We start from the raw sequence: 21,501 nt of genomic DNA on the forward strand, positions 1-21,501 counted from the left end.
GGCATCAGGAATGAAGAGGACTGCATGAGCGTCGAACCGATCGAACCCGTGGCACCGGCCAAGAAGGCCGAACCGCATGCGCTCCTCAAGCTCGTGCTCGAGCTTGGCCCGCTGCTCGTCTTCTTCTTCGCCAATTCGCGCGGCGAGTGGCTGGCCTCCACATTCCCGATGCTGGCCGATCTCGGCGACCCGATCTTCATCGCGACCGGGCTCTTCATGGTCGCGACAGCCATCTCGCTCACCGTATCATGGCTGTTGCTGCGCACAGTGCCGATGATGCCACTGATCTCCGGCGTCGTCGTCTTCATCTTCGGCGCGCTGACGCTCTATCTGCAGAACGAAACCTTCATCAAGATGAAGCCGACCATCGTGAACACGATGTTCGGAGCAATCCTGCTCGGCGGTCTTTACTTCGGTAAATCCCTGCTCGGCTATGTCTTCGACAGCGCCTTCAAGCTCGACAGCGAAGGCTGGCGCAAGCTCACGCTTCGCTGGGGCGTGTTTTTCCTGTTCCTCGCCGTATTGAACGAGGTGGTCTGGCGCGCATTTTCGACCGACTTCTGGGTGGCATTCAAGGTTTGGGGAACGATGCCGATCACCATCGCCTTCACGATGGCCCAGATGCCGCTGATCATGCGTCATTCGCTGGAGCCGAAGGACCAGACGGTCGAAAAGGCCATGGAGAAGCCGACGGAGGGGTGAGCGGGTTGAAGCCGCCCTTGTTCCGATCTAACTTTGATTATCTCAACTCGGAATTCTTCCATGGCGGTATCGCTCGGCAAACATTTCGATGGTTTCGTCGAAGCCCAGTTGGCATCTGGTCGGTACCGGTCGCCGGACGATGTTCTTCGTGACGGACTTCGCCTGCTCGAGCAGCATGAAGCGAAGGTGAAAGCGCTCGAGGATGCTTTGATCGAAGGCGAGAACTCAGGGCCGCCCGAAGTTTTTGACTTCGATGATTTCATCGCCGGCAAGACCTCTCCGTACACTCGTTGAGGTCCATTCAATTCTCCCCAGCCGCCAAGCGCGACCTCGACAGCATCTGGCACTATATCGAGGAGCGCTGAGGCACCAGCCAGGCAGTCACGTATGTTCAGTTGCTGCGTGATGGCTGTTTTTCGGTGGCGTCGGGTCAGCAGATGACAAGGCCAGTCGACATCCGGGAGGGCTACCGCAAGACGAATGTTGGATCGCACGTGATCTTTTTTCGGGAGAGCAACGAGGTATACCTCATCGTCCTACGCATCCTGCATCAGCGGATGGATGTGAACCGCCATCTCTGAGACTGTGAACCGGGGCTTACCGCGCCGCCTCGATCGCCGGCAACAGCTCCGTCAGATAGGTTTCTGGAGAGAACGGGCCGACCTTCTTGTAGAGGATCGTGCCATCGGGGCCGACCAGATAGCTTTCCGGCACGCCATAAACACCCCAGTCGATCGCGGTGCGTCCGTTGTCGTCCACGCCAACGGCATCATAGGGATTGCCGAGCTCGCCAAGGAAGCGGATCGCGTTTTCGTTCTGATCCTTGTAGTTGATGCCGACGACCTGGATATCTTCCTGCGCGGCAAGCTCCATCAGGAGCGGATGTTCCTGCCGGCATGGCACGCACCAGGAAGCCCAGACATTGACGAGGGTCAGCTGCCCATCAAGTGCGGCGTTGCTCAGCGCGGGCACCGGCGCGCCATCGCGCGTCAGCCCCGCAAGTTCCGGAAGATCGAGCACAGGCGCCGGCTGGCCGACCAGCGCCGATGGAATGACTGAAGCATCGCGGCCGGACAGCAACTGACCGAGGAAGACCGCCGCCAATGCGCCGAATATAAGCAGCGGCAGCAGCGCGATCAGTCGGGCGCGTGCGTTGCTGCGCTTGGCCGGACCTGCCGCCTCGTCGCGCTCTCCGATCGGGGTCTCGCTCATCGCCCGCTCTCGCTGACCCGATCGGAGCGCCTGCGAACGCCTTGCGCCTCGAGCGCCGCCAGTTCGGCGCGCCGACCGCGATGGTCGAGGATCACCCACGCGATCAGGGCGCCCAGAACGAGGGCAGTGATGGCGTAGGACGCGAAGATGAACCCGAAATACTGCATGATTCCGCCTCAGGCCGCCTGCCGTGCCACTTGGCGGCGCAAGGCCGCCACGCGCCGGCGCCAGATCTCGTTGCGCATCGCCGCGAGATGCAGCGTGAAGAACAGAAGCGTGAAGGCAACGGCCATCACCAGCAGCGGATAAAGCATCGACGGGTGGATCGTCGGCCCGTCGAGCCGCACGACGCTCGCCGGCTGGTGCAGCGTGTTCCACCAGTCGACCGAGAACTTGATGATCGGGATGTTGATGAAACCGACCAGGATCAGGATGGCGGAAAGCCGCGCGGACTTCGTCGGATCGTCCATTGCCCGCTGCAGGGCGATCAGCCCGAGATACATGAGAAGCAGCACGAAGACCGAAGTCAGCCGCGCGTCCCAGACCCACCAGGTTCCCCACATGGGCTTGCCCCAGAGCGAGCCGGTGACGAGCGCGAGTACGGTGAAGGCTGCGCCGATCGGAGCGGCCGCGCGCGCTGAAACGTCTGCGAGGGGATGACGCCAGACGAGCGTGCCGATCGCGGAAGCCGCCATCACCGTGTAGCACATCATCGCAAGCCAGGCCGAAGGCACATGGATGAACATGATGCGGATGGTCGCGCCCTGCTGATAGTCTTCAGGGGCCTCAAAGCTCATCCAGAGGCCGATCACGGCAACGAGGAGGGTCAACCCGGCAAGCCATGGCAACAATCGCCCCGCCAAGGCAAGAAACCGGGTGGGGTTTGCCAGATCGCCGATGCGTCCGATGGATAGGCTCGTGTCGCTCATTCCTGAAACTCATATCGCGGATCGTGACAGGCGGCAACGCGCCCGGCTCAGTCGGTCGATGCGCGCAATGCCGCAGCGGCGGCAAGCGGCCCCAGCACTGCAAAGAACAATGTGATCGCAGCAAGAATGAGGAAAGGCGGCATGAAAGGTGCCGGCTCCTCAACCGCCGCATAGATGGCGCTCACCCCGAACACCAGCACCGGCACGGTCAGCGGCAGCACTAGGATCGATACGAGAAGACCTCCGCGTGGCAGCGATACGGCAACTGCCGCTCCGACCGCGCCGATGAACGTGATCGCCGGGGTGCCGACGGCCAGCGTCAGGGTCGCAGCGCCGATCGCCAGCGGCTCGACATTCATGAAGAGCGCGAGAAGCGGCGCAGCGAGCACCAGCGGCAGGCCGGTCGCGATCCAGTGCGCGAGACACTTGGCGAAGACCGTGAGGATCAGCGGATGCTCCTGCATCAGCAGGATATCGAGCGCGCCATCCTCTCGGTCGGCCTGGAACAGCCGATCCAGACCGAGAAGCGAGGCGAGCAGCGCACCGATCCACAGCATCGCCGGCCCGATGCGGGCGAGAAGGTTGAGATCCGGCCCGACGCCGAAGGGCACGACGGCAATCACAGTGAGGAAGAACAGCACCCCGATGAGCGCCCCGCCACCGGCACGTATGCCGAGCCGGATGTCGCGCAGGATGAGCGCTCTCATGCGCTCACCGACAGGCCGGGCGTCATGGCAAATTCGCGCTGCGTCGAGATCGCGAGTGGCTGGTGCGTGGCGATGAGAGCTAGCCCTCCCGTTCGAAGATGGGCCTCCACCATGCCGCCGAATCGCGCTTCCGAAGCAACATCCAGTGCAGCGGTCGGTTCATCGAGAATCCAGATCGGCCGGTGCGAGACGAGAAGTCGTGCCATCGCGATCCGGCGCTGCTGACCGGCCGAGAGATATCCGTAAGGCAACGAGAGAACTGTTGCGAGCCCGACCGCATCTGCCGCCTCTTCGACACCAAGCGCAGGCGCTGCCATGAAGCGTTGCCAGAAGCCCAGATTCTCGGCCACCGTCAGTTCGCGCTTCATGCCGTTGCGATGGCCAAGATAATGGCAGGCTTCGGCAAGCGTCTCTGCCTCTTGCGGGCCGCCGTCCAACGTCACGATTCCCGAATCAGCCTTGAGCAACCCGGCGATGACCTTGAGCAGCGTGGACTTGCCGATGCCGTTCGGACCCGTCACGATCAGCGCTTCGCCCGCCTCGACTGTCAGCGACAGATCCGCGAAAATCGGCTCACTTCCCCGGCTTGCCGTCAGTCTTTCGGCGATCAGCCGCATGCTTTTCCCCTGGGCGAAATTGCCCGTGAGGGCAGCTTGCGGCGTGGCTGCGAAATCCGTCGCATTTTGCCCCGATGCACTGGAACCCTTCATAGAAATTATCTATAAGGCCTGCAACCACGCCAGCGGTCGGCGTGATCACCATCCTTGCGCCGAACATGATCTGCCGGAAGGCATTCACGATCACGGGCGGACAGCGGAAATGACCGTACCCGCATCCTCACGCATCCCCTCGCGGGATCAAGCGTATAGGCGTTCGCCCGGCAGCTTCGGCTGATCAGACGAAGACGGGGTTTCACTTGTCCAAATCGCTCGACAGCTTCAATTGCCGCTCCACCCTCAAGGTGGGCGACAAAGACTATGTCTATTTCGACCTTACCAAGGCAGAGGCAAACGGCCTCGAAGGCGTTTCGCGCCTGCCTTTCTCGATGAAGGTCGTTCTCGAAAACCTCCTGCGCAATGAAGATGGCCGTTCGGTCACCAAGAACGACATCATCAATGTCAGCAAATGGCTCGACGACAAGGGCACCGGCGGCAGCGAGATCGCCTACCGCCCTGCCCGCGTGCTCATGCAGGACTTCACCGGCGTTCCCGCCGTCGTCGACCTCGCGGCCATGCGCGATGCAATGGCATCGCTCGGCGGCGACCCGCAGAAGATCAACCCGCTCGTTCCGGTCGATCTCGTCATCGACCACTCGGTCATCGTCGACGAGTTCGGCACGCCGCAGGCCTTCGCGAACAACGTCGAGAAGGAATATGAGCGCAACGGCGAGCGCTACCGCTTCCTGAAGTGGGGCCAGCAGGCCTTCCAGAACTTCCGCGTCGTTCCGCCCGGTACTGGCATTTGCCACCAGGTGAACCTCGAATATCTCGGCCAGACCGTCTGGACGAAGGATCAGGACGGCGAGACCGTCGCCTATCCGGACACCTGCGTCGGCACCGACAGCCACACGACCATGATCAACGGTCTCGGCGTTCTTGGTTGGGGCGTTGGCGGCATCGAAGCCGAAGCTGCCATGCTCGGCCAGCCGATCTCCATGCTCCTGCCGGAAGTCATCGGCTTCAAGGTCACGGGCGCGCTGAAAGAAGGCGTCACCGCCACCGACCTCGTGCTCACCGTCGTTCAGATGCTGCGCAAGAAGGGCGTTGTCGCCAAGTTCGTGGAATTCTTCGGCCCCGGCCTCGACAACATGACGCTCGCCGACCGCGCGACCATCGGCAACATGGGCCCGGAATACGGCGCGACCTGCGGCTTCTTCCCGGTCGATTCCGAAACGATCAACTACCTCACCGTTTCGGGCCGCGACCGTGATCGAATCGCGCTCGTCGAAGCCTATTCGAAGGCGCAGGGCATGTGGCGCGAGGCCGGTTCGGCCGATCCGGTCTTCACCGACACGCTCGAACTCGACCTCGGCACCGTCGTGCCCTCCATGGCCGGCCCGAAGCGTCCCGAAGGCCGCATCCCTCTGGAAGGCATCGCATCCGGTTTCGAAAAGTCGCTGACTGAAGAGTACAAGAAGCCTGGCCAGATCGACGTGCGGTATGCCGTCGAAGGCGAGGACTACGATCTCGGCCACGGCGATGTCGCCATTGCCGCCATCACGTCCTGCACCAACACGTCGAACCCATCGGTTCTGATCGGTGCCGGCCTGCTTGCACGCAACGCCGTTGCCAAGGGCCTGAAGACGAAGCCCTGGGTGAAGACATCGCTCGCTCCCGGAAGCCAGGTCGTTGCCGGCTACCTCGAAAAGGCCGGTCTGCAGAAAGACCTCGACGCGCTCGGCTTCAACCTCGTCGGCTTCGGCTGCACGACCTGCATCGGTAACTCCGGCCCGCTGCCGGCTCCGGTGTCGAAGACGATCAACGACAAGGGCCTCATCGCTGCCGGCGTGCTTTCGGGCAACCGCAACTTCGAAGGCCGCATTTCGCCGGACGTCCAGGCGAACTACCTCGCTTCGCCGCCGCTGGTCGTTGCCTACGCGCTCGCCGGAACGGTGAAGAAGGACCTGACCACCGAGCCGATCGGCGAAGGCTCCGACGGTCAGCCGGTTTATCTGCGCGACATCTGGCCGACCTCGAAGGAAATTCAGGAATTCATCCTGAAATACGTCACACGCGACGTTTACGAGAGCAAATATGCCGACGTATTCCGTGGCGACGAGAACTGGCAGAACGTCCAGGTTCCGGCCGGCGACACCTACACCTGGGACGATTCATCGACCTATGTGCAGAACCCGCCGTACTTCGTCGGAATGGGCAAGGGCGCAGGCGGCACGAGCGACATCGTCGGCGCACGCGTTCTCGGCCTGCTCGGCGACAAGATCACCACCGACCACATCTCGCCGGCCGGTTCGATCAAGGCGGCATCGCCTGCCGGTGCCTATCTCATGGAGCGTGGCGTCGGCGCTGCCGACTTCAACCAGTACGGCACGCGCCGTGGTAACCACGAGATCATGATGCGCGGCACCTTCGCCAACATCCGTCTGCGCAACCACATGATGGGCCCGAACGGCAAGGAAGGTGGATACACGATCCACTATCCGTCGAAGGAAGAAATGTCGATCTTCGACGCCGCCATGCGGTACAAGGAAGAGGGCGTTCCGCTCGTCATCTTCGCTGGCGCCGAGTATGGCAACGGCTCGTCGCGCGACTGGGCTGCAAAGGGCACTGTCCTTCTCGGCGTACGCGCCGTGATCGCACAGAGCTTCGAGCGTATCCACCGTGCCAACCTCGTCGGCATGGGCGTGATCCCGTTCGTTCTCGAAGAGGGAACGAGCTGGGCAAGCCTCAACCTGCGTGGTGACGAAACCGTGACCATCGAAGGCCTCACCAAGCTGAAGCCCCGCGAAACCAAGACCGCCCGCATCACCTATGGCGATGGCACGGTCAAGGACGTCACGATCATCAGCCGCGTCGAGACGCTGGATGAGGTCACCTACATGGAAAATGGCGGGATTCTGCAGACGGTTCTGCGCGATCTTGCTGCCTGATACTACCTGAATCCGCTCAAGGCCGTTCACTGCGACCTCGAGCTTCGACATCGATGTGCGCCCCGGATCAAAAATTCGGGGCGCGCGCGTCACTCGAACGTGACTTTTGCTTGATCTGCGCGGCCTGTAGCGTTTTTAACGGATGGACAGCGCAAGACGGACCCGCGATCGACAATTTCGGGCCATATGCGCCATGGCGTGCGCCAGAATGGTCAAGTTGATGATGGTCAGATCGAAGATTGCGCCGGCGCTGCTGCTTCTGTCGCTCGCCGTCTGCCCAACCGCCACCATAGCAGGCGACAAGCCGCTGGGTGTCGTCGAGCTCTTCACAAGCCAGGGATGCTCCTCCTGCCCGCCGGCAGATGCCGTGCTCGCCGATCTGGCCGAAGAAGGCGACGTGATCGCACTCGCCTATCATGTCGACTACTGGAATTATCTCGGCTGGAAGGACACGCTGGCCTCGCCGGAAAACACCGCGCGCCAAAAGGCCTATGCAACGACCTTCGAGCGCAAGAGCGTTTACACTCCCCAGGCCGTTCTCAATGGCCGCGACCACGTCAATGGCGCCTCGCGCGGGCATATCGACACCACCCTTTCCGCGATGGAACGCGATGGCCGCGGCCTCGTGGTCGATGTCGACGTCGCCCATGATGATGATGATGATACGCTTGTCATCGATGTCGGCGAGGGCGAAGGAAAAGCCCATGTGGTGCTCGTCGTCTTCGATCGCGAGACCACCGTGCCGATAGAGGCCGGCGAAAACGACGGCGCAAGCTACACCTATGTGAACAGCGTACGCGAACTTCAGATCGTCGGTGTCTGGAAGGGCGATGCCGAGCGCATCTCCTTGCCCGCCATGATGATCGACGACTGGGTCAACCGGAACGGCGCAATCCTGTTGCAAAGGATGGTGAATGGCCGCGCACCGGGCGCGATCATCGGTGCAGCGCTCATCGAGCCTTCTGCCGGGACCGATTAAAAGGACGGCTTAGCAAGGGCGGCACAAAAAAAGGCCGCCGAAGCGACCTTTTCCAATGCTGCATCAGAGAGTTGGCTCGGCCCAGCGGTTTCGAGGGGCTGGGGGGCTTTGAATTCGAAAGTCACCGGACCGAGCCGTCTGAGGCAACAATCGGAATCTCGTCTCCAATTCGGGCATCGGTGCGGCCCAATTGCGGCCAAAACCCGCTCAAGTAACCGTTTCGGTTCACTTGGTAACGCGCACGGTCGCCTTTCGTGATCGGCCTTTTAACGCTTTCTTTCCCTTGCATTTCCGCAGCCGGCAGGCAAACTGTCACACGGTTGTCATGCCCAAGGTCGGAAATCCCAGGAGACCCGATGACGGATCACGTGCCAGAACAGGGCGCAAACATCGTCCATATGACGGATTACAAAAGCGGCGCCGAGCCTCTTCCCGTCACCTTCAATCGCCGCGAACTCGATACGATCCTGAGACTCTATGGCCGCATGGTCGCGTCCGGCGAGTGGCGCGATTACGCGCTTGACCATCTTCGCGAGAAGGCTGTCTTCTCGGCATTTCGGCGCACAAGCGAGGTCCCACTTTACCGGATCGAGAAATGCCCGAAGAATGCCCGTCGACAGGGAGCGTTCAGCGTGGTTGCGGCCAATGGTATGATTCTGAAGCGCGGCCACGAACTGGAAACCGTGCTGCGCGTGCTCGACAAGAAGCCGAAGCTCGTCGGTATCTAACCGCCGAGCCCGTCAGATAACTCAGCGACCAGCGATGCCGTTCGCCAGCGTGCCCGGATAGCGCGTCAAATCCGCCGGCGTTTCGTTACCCGCGCCCAGTGCCTTCTGCATGATGACGGTGTCCAGCCATCGGCCGAATTTGAAACCGGTGCCCGGCATCGTGCCGATCATATCGAAGCCACAGGCACGGTGCACACCGACCGATGCAGGGTGAGCACCACCGATCACAGCAACCATCTGCCGGAACCCAAGCGCCTCGGTCCGCGACAGCAGGTCTGCGAGCAGCGCCTTGCCCAAGCCCTGTCCTCGCGCCTCTGGCGAGAGATAGATGGAATCCTCAACCAGCCAGGAATAGGCCGGCCGGTCCCGGAAAGCGGATGCATAGGCGTAGCCGATCAGGGCGCCGTCGGCTCCTTCTGCCGCCAGATAGGGATATCCCTTGCCCGTGATCGCTGAAAACCGACGTTCCATCTCGAAGCGATCGGGCGCCTCGAGCTCGTAGGTTGCCGTGCCGTTCTCTACATTCTCCCGATAAATGGCGGTGATTGCGGTAAGATCGGCGGACGTGGCGGGACGGATTGAGAAAGACATGGGGCAAGCACCATCGCGTTCGGTTTCGCTCGCCAGATAGCCTAGCTTCAGGTCTGATACCAGCGCGCACGATGACGATCCCGCAACGAAAAAGGGCGACCCGCAGGCCGCCCTTTCGAAACACCTATCCGTGTTCTGCTTATTCGCGGTTGCCCATGAACTGCAGCAGGAACATGAACATGTTGATGAAGTCGAGGTACAGGCGAAGCGCACCCATGATGGCCTTGCGGCCGGCGGCATCGCTTGAGTCGCCTTCATAGTACATCGTCTTGATTTCCTGCGTATCGTAAGCCGTCAGGCCTGCGAAGATCAGGACACCGATTGCCGAGATCGCGAACTGCAGAGCGCTCGAAGCAAGGAAGATGTTCACGACCATGGCGATGATCAGACCGATCAAGCCCATGAACAGGAACGAACCCATGCCTGACAGATCGCGCTTCGTCGTGTAGCCGTAAAGCGACAGTGCGCCGAACGATGCGGCGGTGATGAAGAATGTCTGTACGATGCTCTGGCCCGTGAAGACCAGGAAGATCGACGATAGAGACAGGCCCATGACGGCCGAGTAGATCCAGAACGTGGTCTGCGCCGCACTGACGCTCATGTTCTGAATGCGGAAGCTCAGGAAGAAGACGAGCGCCAGCGGAGCGAGCATCACGACCCAGCGCAGCGGGCTGGCATACATGAGTTGCGCAAACGCAGGATTGCTCTGTGCCAATGCGAATGTCGCATAGGCAGCAACACCCGTGATCGCCAGTCCGAGGGCCATCAGATTGTAGACGCGAAGCATGTAGCTGCGCAGGCCCTGGTCGATCGCAGCTCCGGCCTGCATCCCGGCCGGGGCCGAGCGGGTCTGGTAGTTACGAAGGTCAGCCATAGTTTCCTCTTTCAAAGCCCCGGAAGTGAAACGGTGTCGGGTCGTGTCATCGACCAACCCAGGCGCCGCTGCGGGGCTCCAGCATGCCTGTGGATAATATGAGGATTAGCTGAGCCAAGAGCAAGACCCTCGGCTCTAGGCAGAACGCCGATTCCCGCCGCGGAAACGCTAACATCCTGCGCCCAATAGTCGCGCAGTATATCGAACGTTAAAGATTGCGGAGAATTGGCGCTGCTTTCTGCCCGAGCACCCGCCATGTTCCGGCAAGGCCGATCCCCACCGTGACCACGATCGCAATCACGAGCGTGGATATGGCTACGTCCGGCAGGAAGCTCGACGGCAGCGTCATGATGCGCGCAACGATGTACCAGGCGGCCACTCCACCGGCGAACAGCGCAAAGATCGCGGTGGCCAGCCCGAGGATCAGATATTCGTAGGAAAATGCGCGGATCAGCGTGCTGCGCGTTGCCCCGAGCGTCTTCAGCACGACCGCATCGTGCGTCCGCGCCCGGTTGCCGGCAGCCAGCGCGCCCGAAAGCACGAGGATCGAGGCAATCAGCGCGACCGCCGCAGCAGCGCGGATCGCGACGGCCAGCTGCTCCACCAGACGATCCACCACGTCGATCGCGTCCTTGACGCGCACGCTGGTGACCGTCGGCAAGGCGTTCGTCACCTCACGCAAGATCTGCCCTTCCTGCGCCGCATCGAGGCTCGGATCGGTCAGCGTTGCGAGCCACGCATGTGGTGCGCCGGCAAATGTGTTGGGCGAAAAGACCATGATGAAGTTGATCGACAGCGATTCCCACTGGATCTCGCGCAGATTGGCGATCTCTGCGGTCACTTCGCGGCCGAGCACGTTGACGGTGATGGAATCGCCGATGCCGAGGCCAAGTTCGCCCGCCTCTTCGGCCGAGAACGAGACGAGAGGAGGGCCGTCATAGTCTTCAGCCCACCACTCCCCTTCCGTAAGCGCCGTGCCGGCGGGCAGCGTTGGTGCATAGGTGATGCCACGGTCACCGCGAAGAACCCAGCGACCCTCGGCGTAATCTTCGGGGTTCGGCACCTCACCATTGATTCCGACGATACGTCCACGCAGCATCGGCACAGCATCGATGTCGCCTTCCGGCGCAGCGGTCGCAACGATCCCTCTGAACTGGTCGATCTCGCTCGACTGGATGTCGACGAAGAAGAAGTTCGGCGCGCGCTCCGGCAGATTGCCGGCAAGTTCGCGCCGCAGATTGCCGTCGATCAGCGCCAGCGTCACCAACAGCGCGAGGCCGAGTCCGAGGGAGAGAACGACGGACGGCGTCAAGGCGCCCGGCCGGTGAATGTTGCCGATGGCAAGCCGAAGTGCCGCGGAATTGACGCGCGGGCTGCGCTTTGCCGCCCACTGGATGAGCACCGCCACCGAGCGGAGAACCACGAAGGAGAATGCGATCGCCGCCAGAAAGATGATCGCGATGAACCGATCGAACGATGTGAGGATCGCAAGCGCCGCCAGCGCCGCCATGGTGACGGCGGTTGCCGCGAGGTAGCGCTTGGCAGGCCAGCCTGCACCGTCGAATCCCTGGCTTCGAAACAGTGCGGTTGCCGGCACGTCCTGTGCGCGGCCAAGCGGCAGGATCGCGAAAGCGAGCGCGGTCAGCAGACCAAAGACCGCAGCGAGCAAGAGCGCGCCCGGATGCACGGAGACACCGCTGCCGATCGGAAGCAGATCTGCAAGAAATACTGCCGCCACGAAGGGCACGATCGCTCCGATGACCACACCGATCAGGACACCGATGGTGGCGACGATGCCGATCTGGACCAGATAGACCATGACGACGAAGCGGCTCGATGCGCCGACGCATTTCAGTGTTGCGATCACGCCGCGTTTGGAATCCATGAAAGCGCGCACGGCATTGGCGACGCCAACGCCGCCGACGACGAGCGCCGTCAGACCCACGAGCGTGAGAAACTGCGAGAAGCGTTCGATGTTTTCGGTCAGCTGCGGCGCGGCGTTGGCGCTGGTGCGCACGGCCCAGCCGGCATCTGTGTAGTCCGCCCGAGCTTCGTCACGGATAGCCTGCAGCTGATCGTAGGTCGCAGGCTCCGGCAGGCGGACCTTGTAGACATATTCGACAAGGCTGCCGAGCTGGAGAAGGCCTGCCGCTTCAAGCGCGTCCACCGAAACCAGGAAGCGCGGCGCAAACGCGAAGCCTTCGGACAGGAGATCGGGCTCGTTGATCAGCGAGGCGCGCACCTCGAAGGTCGCGCTGCCGAGCGTCAGGCGATCGCCGATCGAAAGACCCATCCGTTCGAGAAGCACAGGCGCGACCACCGCACCATAAGCGCCATCGATAAGACCATGCCGCGCATCGAAATCGAGCGCCGGTTCGGTGACGAGGGATCCATAGAGCGGGTAGAGGTCATCCACCGCCTTCACTTCGACAAGCGACTGGTCGCTGCCATCCTCGAGCCTGGCCATGGAGCGCAGATTGACCGATTGAGCCACGTCGCCCAGCCCTTCGACGAAGGCGAGGTCGTCGCCCGTCGCCGGCCGGTTGTCGATTTCGAAACGGATGTCACCCGCAAGAATGGCCTGGCCTTCGGCGGCGATGGCATCGGTGATCGAGCGCGACACGGAATTGACGCCGGCAATCGCCGCAGTGCCGAGAACGATACAGGCGAGGAAGATATAGAAGCCCGAAAGGCCACCACGCATTTCGCGCAGCGCCAGCCGCAGGGCCAACTTGAAATTCTGGCTGGAGGTCGCGCGGCTCGCTGGCGCCTGGCTCATGCATAGGCTCCGCGCGACTGGGCAATCGGCTGTGCCTGGCCAAGGCCATCATCCACGATTTCCCCCGACCGCACCTTGATCTGCCGATCGCAGCGCGCCGCAAGCTGCGGATCATGCGTCACCAGGAGCAGCGTCGTGCCGCGCTCCGCCTGCTTCGTGAAGAGAAGATCGGCGATCTGCCGGCCCGTTTCGCCGTCCAGGTTGCCCGTCGGCTCATCGGCAATGAGAACGGCCGGCGACGGCGCCAGCGACCTTGCAATCGCCACACGCTGTTGTTCGCCGCCCGACATCTCGCCGGGATGGTGTGACAGGCGCTCGCCAAGTCCGACGGCCCGAAGCTCCCGCTCCGCCACCTCGAATGCGTCGTTGCGTCCGGCGAGCTCGAGCGGCACGGCGACGTTCTCGAGCGCGGTCATGTTCGGAATGAGGTGAAAGGACTGGAAGACGATGCCGATATGCCGACCCCGAAAATCGGCGACCGCATCTTCGCTCATGCTGTGCAATTCGGCGCCTGCGATGGTGATCGCGCCGCTGTCGATCTTTTCCAGGCCCGCGAGAACCATGAGCAGGGTCGACTTGCCCGATCCCGAAGGACCGATGATCCCGACCGACTCTCCGGCGTTAATCTTGAGGGACATTCGCTTCATGACATGAACCGACGAAGCGCCGTTTCCGAGGGTCAGATCGGCGTCGGCGAGATCGATGATGTGTTGGGTCAAGGCGGAAGCTTCCTATATGTCCGGATATGGCGGCTGCCCCGGCGTCTACGCTGCAAGGCCGCAAAAAGATTTAGGAACGGTGCAATGAATGTTAAACGGCTTTCCGCTTTCCTCCTCGCATTCTGTGTCTCCTTGATGGCAAGCGTGACCGCATCGCGTGCTGAAACCCTTCAGATCGTGGGTTTTGGCGATAGCCTCATGGCCGGTTACCAGCTCGATGCCGCCTATGCGTTCCCGGTTCGCCTGGAAGCGGCACTTCAGGAACGCGGACACGATGTCGTGATCGCCAATGCCGGCGTATCCGGCGATACCAGTTCGGCCGGCCTGTCGCGGCTCGATTGGTCGGTGCCGGACGGCACGGATGCGGTGATCCTCGAACTCGGTGCCAACGACATGCTGCGCGGCATCGACCCGGCGCGGACCGAAGCCAATATCGAGGAAATGATCACACGGCTGAAGGCCCGCAACATTGAAGTGCTGCTAGCCGGCATGCTGGCGTCGCCGAATATGGGTGCTGACTATCAGACGCGATTCAACGGTCTTTTCGAGCGTCTCGCCGAAAAGCACGATCTGGTTTTCTACCCCTTCTTCCTCGATGGCGTTGCCGCTGAGGCCGCACTCAATCTCGACGACGGGATCCACCCGAATGAAGACGGCATCGACGTGATGGTCGAGCGGTTCATTCCTGCCGCAGAAGAATTGCTGCAGCGCTTGAAACCAGATGCCTGAGACGCGCGTTGGAACCCGATAAGGCAAAAGTGGACGCTGAATATTTAGGGATTGTCGACGGCTGCGTCGCATGATTCGCTGAGAGTGCCTTTCGATTCGGGGAGATCTCCATGCCGAGACTATTCGCCGCCCTCGAACTCCCGCGTGACACCACAATGTCGCTTTCCCTCTTGCGCGGCGGGCTTCCCGGCGCGCGATGGATCGACGTGGAAAATTATCACATCACGCTCCGCTTCATCGGTGACGTGGATGGTCCCACAGCCGACGAGATCGTCAACGCTTTCGACCGCATCCGCCGGACCGAATTTCCGGTACGGCTCCAGGGCATGGGGTCTTTCGGCGCCAAGAAGCCGCATTCCATCTGGGCCGGCGTCACGCCGACCGCCGAACTCATGGCCCTTCAGGCCGAAATAGAACGGGTGTGCCAGCGGTTGCGACTGCCTGCCGATCCGCGCAAGTTCAAGCCCCATGTCACCTTGGCGCGCATCAAGACGGCAAGAGAAAGCGACGTGGTGCGCTACCTCCAGGGGCGCGGCGATTTCCACACGCAGGCGTTCACGGTCACCCGCTTCGTCCTCATGTCCTCGCGCGATTCGATCGGCGGGGGACCTTATGTGACGGAAGAAGCATTTCCTCTCGACGAAGCCAATGCATCGGCCGGCACGGGCAGCAGCCTGCTGCCAAACGCCTATTATAGCCCGCTCTAGCGCTTTTCAGAGCGGGAACGTTCGAAAGGTTGAACCAGTCATGACTGTCGAAAGGATGAGCGGAGACGCCGTGCGTGAAGCACTGGCGGGCCTGCCGCAATGGACGCTCTCAGCATCGGGAGAGGCGATCGAACGGCGCTTCGTCTTTGCAGATTTCAACGAGGCATTCGGCTTCATGAGCCGCGTCGCGCTGAAGGCCGAATCGATGAATCATCATCCCGAATGGTCGAATGTGTACAAGAACGTGGACGTGACGCTTCGAACCCATGATGTGGGTGGCGTGAGCCGGCTCGACATTCAGCTGGCGCATTTCATGGATACCATCGCCGCCTGACAGAGACTTGAAGAGGCCGCTTCAGGCCACGATTTGTCAGAGCGGATTGAACGTTAAGAGGCACGTCTATGGACGACAAGAAGATTGCCGATATTTTGACGGTCGAAGACACGCAGGGCCAGCGCGAGCAGGAAAGCCGCGTTCGCGCGAAGTTCTTCGAGACACTGCGGCGCGCGGCTCAATATGTGCCTTTCATCGAAGATCTGGTCGCAGCCTATTATTGCGCGCTGGATCCGAAGACGCCTACGCGGGTGCGCGGGACGCTCCTGGCGGCGCTCGCTTATTTCGTTCTGCCATTCGATTTCGTGCCGGACTTCATCGCCATCATCGGTTTCGGCGACGATCTGGCGGTTCTCGCCGCGGCGATCACGGCCGTGCGCAGCCACATGACCGAAGCGCACTATGCCGCCGCCCGCGAGACGCTCGGCAAAGAAGCCGAGACGGCAGGGACCGCATCGACATTCTGATCGCCAGAACCGGCAGAGGATCAGTCGTCCGTATCGATCCTCGGATCGTCTTCGAGCGCTTTCTTCAACCGACCAAAAGCCAGTCTGATACGGGATTTGACCGTGCCGAGCGGCAATCCGGTCTCTTCCGCTATCTGGCTGTGGGAAAGGCCGATGAAGAAGGCCAGCCGTACCAGCTCGAGCTGTTCGGCCGGCAGCACGCTCATGGCGCGGCGCACCCGCTCGTCGCGCTGCTGCGCATCCATCACGAGATCCGGCGCCTCCGGCGCGCTCGGCAGGAGCGACGGATCCTCCGCATCAAGGTCTTTGCCGCGATCTCGACGCAGCGCATCGATCCGGCGGTTTCGAGCGACACGGAACAGCCAGGTGGCCAGAGACGACTTCGCAGGGTCGAAAAGCCCTGCCTTGTGCCACAGGACGATCATCACTTCCTGCGCCAGCTCCTCGGCTTCCTGCGGCTGCATGTTCAGGCGCAGCAGGTAGGATTTGATGCGGGGCGCGAAATAATCGAACAGCTGCGCGAACGCCGACTTGTCGCGCTCGACGGCGACGGCTCGGGCGAGCCGGGCAAAGCGCTCATTCAACTCGACAGTCATTCGTGGGCGTCGTCCTGATTAACGCGGTGCGGTTCGGTGAAGTCTGCCGACCGGCACCAAGTGCAGACAGGTACACAGCTTTTTGCAAAGGTCAAACTGTTGCCGGATTCTTTGCCGCATAGTCGCAGCATCGTTTCGATGAGGAGCGATGGGGCTTTCCGCCGGTGCATTTGGCCGGCAGGCAGAGTGTGGCTGTCAGCCGGTTCAGGCCTCGGGGGTTTCGTCAAGCAAGCGCATGATCGTGGTAAAAAACCAGAGGGTTACGGTTTGGTAACCGCGATTAAGTAAAATTAAACCGAAGCGGTGTTGTTTGCCCGCCAAAGGGCGTTGCGGCGGACGACGCTTCGTCAATTCTGATCAGGCAACCGGCAGGATAAAATGTTCGTGAAGACTCTTCTCACCGCACTCGCGCTCACGGCGGCGACAACGGCGACCGCCTACGCCCAATCTCCCACACGCATGAATCAGTTCAATGCCTGGGGTGCCTATTCCTACGACAGCGGCAACGGGAAGGTGTGCTACATCCTCTCCGTCCCGACCAGCTCCGAACCGAGCTCCGTCAACCACGGCGAGAACTTCTTCCTCGTCTCCCAGCGCCCCGGCCAGAACGTCTCCTATGAGCCGCAGGCGATGATGGGCTACCCGCTGCAGGATGCCTCCAAGGTCAACGTCACGGTCGACGGCCGCGCCTTCACCCTGTTCTCTCGTGGCAATTCCGCCTGGGTCGAGAATGCGGCTGAGGAGCCTGCTCTCGTAACGGCGATGCGCGGCGGCTCGTCCATGACGGTGCAGGCCGTGTCCGGGCGCGGCACGAATACGAGCTACTCCTATTCGCTCTCCGGCGTGACCGCGGCTTTGAACGAAATTCAGAACTGCAATTGATGCTTGCGCTCACCCTTGCGGCTTTCGGCCTGCAAGGGTGACGATCCGGCCCATGTGTGATACATGGCCCGCCAACGACATCGCTAAAGCTAATAATGCGCCGCCGCAGTCCTGATCTGCGGGGGCGCTTCGCATTGGAAAGCGGCAGATTGACATGGCTTTGACACTCGAACTCGGCGATCCGGCGCAGCGCGAACAGCTGGCTCAGCGTGCGCCTGCGCGCGCAGAACCGCTCGACCTGGTCGGCCTGTCGCGGGAAGACCTCGGCGCTGCGCTCGCCAATGTCGGCGTGCCGCAGAAGCAGGTGCGCATGCGCGTCAGCCAGCTTTGGCACTGGCTCTACATGCGCGGCGTCAACGATTTCGACCGCATGTCCAACATCTCCAAGGAGATGCGCGCGCTCCTGAAGGCCAACTTCACCATCGGGTGGCCGGAAATCGCCGATGAGCAGATATCGAACGATGGCACCCGCAAATGGCTGCTGCGCTTTCCATCGCGCGGCGCCGGCCGACCCGTCGAGGTCGAAACGGTCTACATCCCCGAAGAAGGCCGCGGCACCCTTTGCGTTTCGAGCCAGGTCGGCTGCACGCTCACCTGTTCGTTCTGCCACACCGGCACACAGAAGCTCGTGCGTAACCTCACCTCCGGCGAAATCCTCTCGCAGCTGATCCTTGCCCGCCATCGCCTTGGCGATTTCCCCGATGTCGAAGCAGCGCCGGGCACGATGGTGCCGAGCGAAGGCCGCAAGGTGTCCAACATCGTGATGATGGGCATGGGCGAGCCGCTCTACAATTTCGAAAACGTGAAGCAGGCTCTGCTGATCGCCTCGGATGGCGAAGGCCTCTCGATCTCCCGCCGCCGCATCACTCTGTCGACCTCTGGCGTCGTTCCGGAAATACGCCGGGCCGGCGAGGAAATCGGCGTTATGCTGGCGATTTCGCTGCATGCCGTGCGCGACGATCTGCGCGACGAACTCGTTCCGATCAACAAGAAGTACCCGCTGAAGGATCTGCTGCAGGCCTGCCGCGACTATCCGGGCCTCTCCAACGCACGGCGCATCACCTTCGAATATGTGATGCTGAAGGGCGTCAACGACAGCCTGGAAGATGCCCGCGATCTGGTGAAGCTCTTGAAGGGCATCCCGGCCAAGATCAACCTGATCCCCTTCAACCCGTGGCCGGGCAGCGCATACGAGTGCTCGGATTGGGAGCAGATCGAGCGCTTCGCCGACTTCGTCAATCATGCAGGCTATGCATCGCCGATCCGCACGCCGCGCGGCCGCGACATTCTCGCCGCCTGCGGCCAGCTGAAATCCGAATCGGAGCGGCTGCGTAAATCGGAAAGACTGGCTCTGGAATCCATGATGATCGCCGGACACGGCGCCGAGTGAGGCAAAGGGCGTGAACCGCTTCTTTCTGTTCTTTCTGCGCCTGCTCATGATGGCGTTTGCATTCTTTGTCGCCTGCATCGTCACCGGCGCGACGCTTGCCTTCCTGACGCGCGCGGTAACACCCGAGGACGTCCGCAACATCACCGGTGACGGCACGTGGATAAGCGTCATGATCGGCGTTCTCACCGTCGCAGGCCTCGTCGCCTACGCATCGTTGATCCCGGCGATGTTCATCGCGCTCTATTCGGAGATGCAGCGCCGCCGCGGCTGGTTGTTCTACTGCCTCTCGGGTGGCGTCGTCGCGGCGCTCTGCCTCGCCTTCCTGCTGTTGAACCCGCAGCAGGACGGCAATCCATCAATCAGCTTCGTCGCCGTCATCATCGTTTCCGGGATGCTGGGCGGCCTCGCCTATTGGTTGATTGCCGGACGCCACGCCGGCGGCTGGCTGCCGCGCCAGATCAAGCGGCGGCGCATGGAGCGCGAGGCTGCCAGCCGCACTGCGGAATAGTTTCGCTTGGAGCAGGAAACGCTTCAGCGCCCCTGCGTCAGCAGCACCTTGATGGCGAAGGCCGAGAAGATTCCTGCAAAGCCGTAGTCGACGGCGCGCATCACCTTGGTGTTCCGCTTCAGCCAGTCGGCCAGGCGCTCGGCGCCGAGCACGATCGCAATCACGATCGGCAGCGACAGCACGACGAACAGAAAGCCCAGGAAGAACAGCTTGCTGGCGACGTCCGGATCCCGAACCGACACGAATTGCGGCAAGAAGGTCATGAAGAACAGCGCGACCTTCGGGTTGAGCAAATTGACTCCTAGCCCGACTGCCCAATTGCTGAAGAAAGACCGCCTCCGCACGGGGCCGGTCTCGACCGACAGCGTGGACCCGTGCCGCAGCGCCTGGACGGCGAGATACAAGAGATAGCCGGCGCCAACGATCTTCAGCACGAGAAACGCCGTCGGCGACGCCACGATCAGCGCCGACAGGCCAAGCGCCACCAGCGTCGTGTGGACCAGGCACCCGGTCATTGCGCCCGCAATGCAGGCAATGCCGGCCCGCCGTCCATCGGAAAGCGCGCGGCTGATGAAAAGCGTCATGTCCGGACCGGGCGTGATCGCAAGAAAGATCGAAGCAGCGGAAAATGCTGCCAGCGTCGGCCAGTCGGGAATGAAGGACATGACGGTCGGTCCTGGAGGAAGCGTGATGGGCATTCCCTAGCGCCGAAACCGACCGTCCGCCACCCGATTCGCGTCGTCATGCCGTGCCGGTGGCTTGTGTCAGGGCGCGTTCTGAATAAAGTGCGCGCCACATTCGACCCCTGCCAATTTCTCCGAAGCGGATATTCCATGAGCGCTCTGAAAGACGTCAAGAAAGTCGTTCTCGCCTATTCGGGCGGCCTCGACACATCGATCATCCTGAAATGGCTGCAGACCGAGCTTGGCGCCGAAGTGGTCACCTTCACGGCCGATCTCGGCCAGGGCGAAGAGCTGGAGCCTGCGCGCAAGAAAGCCGAGATGCTCGGCATCAAGGAGATCTTCATCGAGGATGTGCGCGAGGAATTCGTGCGCGACTTCGTCTTCCCGATGTTCCGCGCCAATGCCGTCTATGAAGGCGTCTACCTTCTCGGCACGTCGATCGCCCGTCCGCTGATCTCCAAGCACCTTGTCGAGATCGCCGAAAAGACCGGCGCCGACGCGATCGCCCATGGCGCGACCGGCAAGGGCAACGACCAGGTCCGCTTCGAGCTTTCCGCCTACGCGCTGAACCCCGACATCAAGATCATCGCGCCCTGGCGCGACTGGTCCTTCAAGAGCCGCACCGATCTTCTGAATTTTGCCGAGCAGCACCAGATCCCGGTTGCCAAGGACAAGAAGGGCGAAGCGCCCTTCTCGGTCGACGCGAACCTCCTGCACTCCTCGTCAGAGGGCAAGGTTCTGGAAGATCCGTCCGTCGAGGCTCCGGAATATGTGCATATGCGCACGATTTCGCCGGAAGCCGCGCCGGACAAGGCAACAATCATCACGGTGGGCTTCGAGCGAGGCGATGCCGTCTCGATCAACGGCGAGCGTCTGTCGCCGGCGACGCTTCTCGCCAAGCTCAACGACTATGGCCGCGACAACGGCATCGGCCGCCTCGATCTTGTCGAGAACCGTTTCGTCGGCATGAAATCGCGTGGCGTCTACGAGACCCCAGGCGGCACGATCCTGCTTGCGGCGCACCGCGCAATCGAGTCGATCACGCTCGACCGTGGCGCGGCGCACCTCAAGGATGAGCTGATGCCGCGCTATGCCGAACTCATCTATTACGGCTTCTGGTTCTCGCCCGAGCGCGAGATGCTGCAGGCCGCGATCGACCGGAGCCAGGAGCATGTGGAAGGCGAAGTGACGCTCAAGCTCTACAAGGGCAACGTCATGGTCACCGGCCGCTCGTCGCCGAAATCGCTTTACTCGGACGCGCTCGTCACCTTCGAGGACGACCGTGGCGCTTACGACCAGAAGGACGCCGCCGGCTTCATCCGCCTGAATGCGCTGCGCCTGCGCACGCTGGCCGCACGCAACCGCTCTTCGAAGTAAT

24 protein-coding genes and 1 pseudogene are annotated in these 21,501 nt (G+C 61.9%); 14 read left to right on the forward strand and 11 right to left on the reverse strand.

All coding sequences use genetic code 11. The features are described 5' to 3' along the window. Positions 1-24 precede the first annotated feature (24 nt). The 3 genes and pseudogenes from QQL76_RS15775 to QQL76_RS15785 all read left to right on the forward strand — a co-directional run. On the forward strand, positions 25-702 hold the full coding sequence (locus QQL76_RS15775) for an inner membrane-spanning protein YciB (RefSeq protein ID WP_499208465.1): 678 nt from the start codon (positions 25-27) through the stop codon (positions 700-702). A 60-nt stretch (positions 703-762) separates the two neighbouring features. After that, positions 763-996: a type II toxin-antitoxin system ParD family antitoxin gene (locus tag QQL76_RS15780; protein ID WP_499208466.1), complete on the forward strand. Its 234-nt coding sequence runs from the start codon at positions 763-765 to the stop codon at positions 994-996. Between the two features lie 92 nt (positions 997-1,088). After that, positions 1,089-1,283, forward strand: a pseudogene (locus tag QQL76_RS15785) (type II toxin-antitoxin system RelE/ParE family toxin); the annotation flags it as partial. A 16-nt stretch (positions 1,284-1,299) separates the two neighbouring features. Here QQL76_RS15785 and QQL76_RS15790 read toward each other — a convergent pair. Genes QQL76_RS15790 through ccmA form a run of 5 tightly spaced genes read right to left on the reverse strand, consistent with a single transcriptional unit; the run spans position 1,300 to position 4,260 of the window. Beyond that, a complete protein-coding gene (locus QQL76_RS15790) occupies positions 1,300-1,914 on the reverse strand; it encodes a thioredoxin domain-containing protein (RefSeq protein ID WP_499208467.1) in 615 nt (204 codons plus the stop codon). Then, positions 1,911-2,081, reverse strand: coding sequence for a heme exporter protein CcmD (gene ccmD, locus QQL76_RS15795; RefSeq protein ID WP_499208468.1), 171 nt, complete (start codon positions 2,079-2,081; stop codon positions 1,911-1,913). Before ccmD ends, QQL76_RS15790 begins: the two co-directional genes overlap by 4 nt. A 9-nt stretch (positions 2,082-2,090) precedes the next feature. Next, entirely contained in the window at positions 2,091-2,843 is a 753-nt protein-coding gene (locus tag QQL76_RS15800; RefSeq protein WP_126007559.1) for a heme ABC transporter permease, read from the reverse strand. Positions 2,844-2,890: 47 nt separating this feature from the next. Next, entirely contained in the window at positions 2,891-3,550 is a 660-nt protein-coding gene (gene ccmB / locus QQL76_RS15805) for a heme exporter protein CcmB (RefSeq protein ID WP_151983879.1), read from the reverse strand. Beyond that, on the reverse strand, positions 3,547-4,260 hold the full coding sequence (ccmA, locus tag QQL76_RS15810) for a heme ABC exporter ATP-binding protein CcmA (RefSeq protein ID WP_499208469.1): 714 nt from the start codon (positions 4,258-4,260) through the stop codon (positions 3,547-3,549). The genes ccmB and ccmA overlap by 4 nt, the downstream gene beginning before the upstream one ends. 206 nt (positions 4,261-4,466) lie before the next feature. On the opposite strand from ccmA, the gene acnA reads away from it, so the two are divergent. From acnA to QQL76_RS15825, 3 genes are all read left to right on the forward strand, one after another. Further along, a complete protein-coding gene (gene acnA, locus QQL76_RS15815; protein ID WP_499208470.1) occupies positions 4,467-7,157 on the forward strand; it encodes an aconitate hydratase in 2,691 nt (896 codons plus the stop codon). A gap of 220 nt (positions 7,158-7,377) precedes the next feature. Then, complete coding sequence (locus QQL76_RS15820; protein ID WP_499208471.1) at positions 7,378-8,136, forward strand: DUF1223 domain-containing protein; 759 nt, start codon at positions 7,378-7,380, stop codon at positions 8,134-8,136. 398 nt (positions 8,137-8,534) lie between these two features. Then, on the forward strand, positions 8,535-8,864 hold the full coding sequence (locus QQL76_RS15825) for a DUF2794 domain-containing protein (protein WP_425364908.1): 330 nt from the start codon (positions 8,535-8,537) through the stop codon (positions 8,862-8,864). A gap of 21 nt (positions 8,865-8,885) precedes the next feature. Here the strand turns inward: QQL76_RS15825 and QQL76_RS15830 are convergent, their stop codons facing one another. The 4 genes from QQL76_RS15830 to QQL76_RS15845 all read right to left on the reverse strand — a co-directional run bounded on the left by QQL76_RS15830 (position 8,886) and on the right by QQL76_RS15845 (position 13,827). Beyond that, entirely contained in the window at positions 8,886-9,455 is a 570-nt protein-coding gene (locus QQL76_RS15830; protein WP_499208472.1) for a GNAT family N-acetyltransferase, read from the reverse strand. Positions 9,456-9,594: 139 nt separating this feature from the next. Beyond that, positions 9,595-10,329: a Bax inhibitor-1/YccA family protein gene (locus tag QQL76_RS15835; protein ID WP_126007549.1), complete on the reverse strand. Its 735-nt coding sequence runs from the start codon at positions 10,327-10,329 to the stop codon at positions 9,595-9,597. A 208-nt stretch (positions 10,330-10,537) separates the two neighbouring features. Beyond that, on the reverse strand, positions 10,538-13,108 hold the full coding sequence (locus QQL76_RS15840; protein WP_499208473.1) for an ABC transporter permease: 2,571 nt from the start codon (positions 13,106-13,108) through the stop codon (positions 10,538-10,540). Continuing rightward, positions 13,105-13,827 (reverse strand): ABC transporter ATP-binding protein, encoded by a 723-nt coding sequence (locus QQL76_RS15845; RefSeq protein ID WP_499208474.1) that lies wholly within the window; start codon positions 13,825-13,827, stop codon positions 13,105-13,107. Before QQL76_RS15845 ends, QQL76_RS15840 begins: the two co-directional genes overlap by 4 nt. 84 nt (positions 13,828-13,911) lie before the next feature. Between QQL76_RS15845 and QQL76_RS15850 the strand changes: the two genes are divergently transcribed. The 4 genes from QQL76_RS15850 to QQL76_RS15865 all read left to right on the forward strand — a co-directional run bounded on the left by QQL76_RS15850 (position 13,912) and on the right by QQL76_RS15865 (position 16,064). Next, on the forward strand, positions 13,912-14,556 hold the full coding sequence (locus tag QQL76_RS15850; RefSeq protein ID WP_126007543.1) for an arylesterase: 645 nt from the start codon (positions 13,912-13,914) through the stop codon (positions 14,554-14,556). A gap of 110 nt (positions 14,557-14,666) precedes the next feature. After that, complete coding sequence (gene thpR / locus QQL76_RS15855; protein ID WP_499208475.1) at positions 14,667-15,263, forward strand: 2'-5' RNA ligase family protein; 597 nt, start codon at positions 14,667-14,669, stop codon at positions 15,261-15,263. A 40-nt stretch (positions 15,264-15,303) separates the two neighbouring features. Then, complete coding sequence (locus QQL76_RS15860; protein ID WP_499208476.1) at positions 15,304-15,597, forward strand: 4a-hydroxytetrahydrobiopterin dehydratase; 294 nt, start codon at positions 15,304-15,306, stop codon at positions 15,595-15,597. Positions 15,598-15,665: 68 nt separating this feature from the next. After that, a complete protein-coding gene (locus QQL76_RS15865) occupies positions 15,666-16,064 on the forward strand; it encodes a YkvA family protein (RefSeq protein ID WP_499208477.1) in 399 nt (132 codons plus the stop codon). A gap of 20 nt (positions 16,065-16,084) precedes the next feature. Here the strand turns inward: QQL76_RS15865 and QQL76_RS15870 are convergent, their stop codons facing one another. Further along, positions 16,085-16,660, reverse strand: coding sequence for a sigma-70 family RNA polymerase sigma factor (locus tag QQL76_RS15870; protein WP_499208478.1), 576 nt, complete (start codon positions 16,658-16,660; stop codon positions 16,085-16,087). A gap of 378 nt (positions 16,661-17,038) precedes the next feature. Between QQL76_RS15870 and QQL76_RS15875 the strand changes: the two genes are divergently transcribed. The 3 genes from QQL76_RS15875 to QQL76_RS15885 all read left to right on the forward strand — a co-directional run bounded on the left by QQL76_RS15875 (position 17,039) and on the right by QQL76_RS15885 (position 19,440). After that, positions 17,039-17,542, forward strand: a complete 504-nt coding sequence (locus QQL76_RS15875; RefSeq protein ID WP_499208479.1) for an invasion associated locus B family protein — start codon at positions 17,039-17,041, stop codon at positions 17,540-17,542. A gap of 154 nt (positions 17,543-17,696) precedes the next feature. Then, entirely contained in the window at positions 17,697-18,932 is a 1,236-nt protein-coding gene (gene rlmN, locus QQL76_RS15880) for a 23S rRNA (adenine(2503)-C(2))-methyltransferase RlmN (RefSeq protein WP_499208480.1), read from the forward strand. Between the two features lie 10 nt (positions 18,933-18,942). Next, entirely contained in the window at positions 18,943-19,440 is a 498-nt protein-coding gene (locus tag QQL76_RS15885) for a hypothetical protein (RefSeq protein ID WP_499208481.1), read from the forward strand. A gap of 23 nt (positions 19,441-19,463) precedes the next feature. Here the strand turns inward: QQL76_RS15885 and QQL76_RS15890 are convergent, their stop codons facing one another. Then, a complete protein-coding gene (locus QQL76_RS15890; protein ID WP_499208482.1) occupies positions 19,464-20,105 on the reverse strand; it encodes a LysE family translocator in 642 nt (213 codons plus the stop codon). Positions 20,106-20,273: 168 nt separating this feature from the next. Between QQL76_RS15890 and QQL76_RS15895 the strand changes: the two genes are divergently transcribed. Beyond that, on the forward strand, positions 20,274-21,500 hold the full coding sequence (locus QQL76_RS15895) for an argininosuccinate synthase (RefSeq protein WP_126007524.1): 1,227 nt from the start codon (positions 20,274-20,276) through the stop codon (positions 21,498-21,500). Position 21,501 lies beyond the last annotated feature (1 nt).

This window comes from Rhizobium albus (assembly GCA_030160035.1).
In the GTDB taxonomy this organism is placed as follows: Bacteria; Pseudomonadota; Alphaproteobacteria; order Rhizobiales; family Rhizobiaceae; genus Georhizobium; species Georhizobium albus.

What these genes read in the sequence shown, in the direction of transcription:
- QQL76_RS15775 (WP_499208465.1), top strand. Translation starts at nt 25, where the DNA reads ATGAGCGTCGAACCGATCGAACCCGTGGCACCGGCCAAGAAGGCCGAA.
- QQL76_RS15780 (WP_499208466.1), top strand. Translation starts at nt 763, where the DNA reads ATGGCGGTATCGCTCGGCAAACATTTCGATGGTTTCGTCGAAGCCCAG.
- QQL76_RS15790 (WP_499208467.1), bottom strand. Translation starts at nt 1,914, where the DNA reads ATGAGCGAGACCCCGATCGGAGAGCGCGACGAGGCGGCAGGTCCGGCC.
- ccmD (WP_499208468.1), bottom strand. Translation starts at nt 2,081, where the DNA reads ATGCAGTATTTCGGGTTCATCTTCGCGTCCTACGCCATCACTGCCCTC.
- QQL76_RS15800 (WP_126007559.1), bottom strand. Translation starts at nt 2,843, where the DNA reads ATGAGCGACACGAGCCTATCCATCGGACGCATCGGCGATCTGGCAAAC.
- ccmB (WP_151983879.1), bottom strand. Translation starts at nt 3,550, where the DNA reads ATGAGAGCGCTCATCCTGCGCGACATCCGGCTCGGCATACGTGCCGGT.
- ccmA (WP_499208469.1), bottom strand. Translation starts at nt 4,260, where the DNA reads ATGAAGGGTTCCAGTGCATCGGGGCAAAATGCGACGGATTTCGCAGCC.
- QQL76_RS15820 (WP_499208471.1), top strand. Translation starts at nt 7,378, where the DNA reads ATGATGGTCAGATCGAAGATTGCGCCGGCGCTGCTGCTTCTGTCGCTC.
- QQL76_RS15825 (WP_425364908.1), top strand. Translation starts at nt 8,535, where the DNA reads ATGACGGATTACAAAAGCGGCGCCGAGCCTCTTCCCGTCACCTTCAAT.
- QQL76_RS15830 (WP_499208472.1), bottom strand. Translation starts at nt 9,455, where the DNA reads ATGTCTTTCTCAATCCGTCCCGCCACGTCCGCCGATCTTACCGCAATC.
- QQL76_RS15835 (WP_126007549.1), bottom strand. Translation starts at nt 10,329, where the DNA reads ATGGCTGACCTTCGTAACTACCAGACCCGCTCGGCCCCGGCCGGGATG.
- QQL76_RS15840 (WP_499208473.1), bottom strand. Translation starts at nt 13,108, where the DNA reads ATGAGCCAGGCGCCAGCGAGCCGCGCGACCTCCAGCCAGAATTTCAAG.
- QQL76_RS15850 (WP_126007543.1), top strand. Translation starts at nt 13,912, where the DNA reads ATGAATGTTAAACGGCTTTCCGCTTTCCTCCTCGCATTCTGTGTCTCC.
- thpR (WP_499208475.1), top strand. Translation starts at nt 14,667, where the DNA reads ATGCCGAGACTATTCGCCGCCCTCGAACTCCCGCGTGACACCACAATG.
- QQL76_RS15860 (WP_499208476.1), top strand. Translation starts at nt 15,304, where the DNA reads ATGACTGTCGAAAGGATGAGCGGAGACGCCGTGCGTGAAGCACTGGCG.
- QQL76_RS15865 (WP_499208477.1), top strand. Translation starts at nt 15,666, where the DNA reads ATGGACGACAAGAAGATTGCCGATATTTTGACGGTCGAAGACACGCAG.
- QQL76_RS15870 (WP_499208478.1), bottom strand. Translation starts at nt 16,660, where the DNA reads ATGACTGTCGAGTTGAATGAGCGCTTTGCCCGGCTCGCCCGAGCCGTC.
- QQL76_RS15875 (WP_499208479.1), top strand. Translation starts at nt 17,039, where the DNA reads ATGTTCGTGAAGACTCTTCTCACCGCACTCGCGCTCACGGCGGCGACA.
- rlmN (WP_499208480.1), top strand. Translation starts at nt 17,697, where the DNA reads ATGGCTTTGACACTCGAACTCGGCGATCCGGCGCAGCGCGAACAGCTG.
- QQL76_RS15890 (WP_499208482.1), bottom strand. Translation starts at nt 20,105, where the DNA reads ATGTCCTTCATTCCCGACTGGCCGACGCTGGCAGCATTTTCCGCTGCT.
- QQL76_RS15895 (WP_126007524.1), top strand. Translation starts at nt 20,274, where the DNA reads ATGAGCGCTCTGAAAGACGTCAAGAAAGTCGTTCTCGCCTATTCGGGC.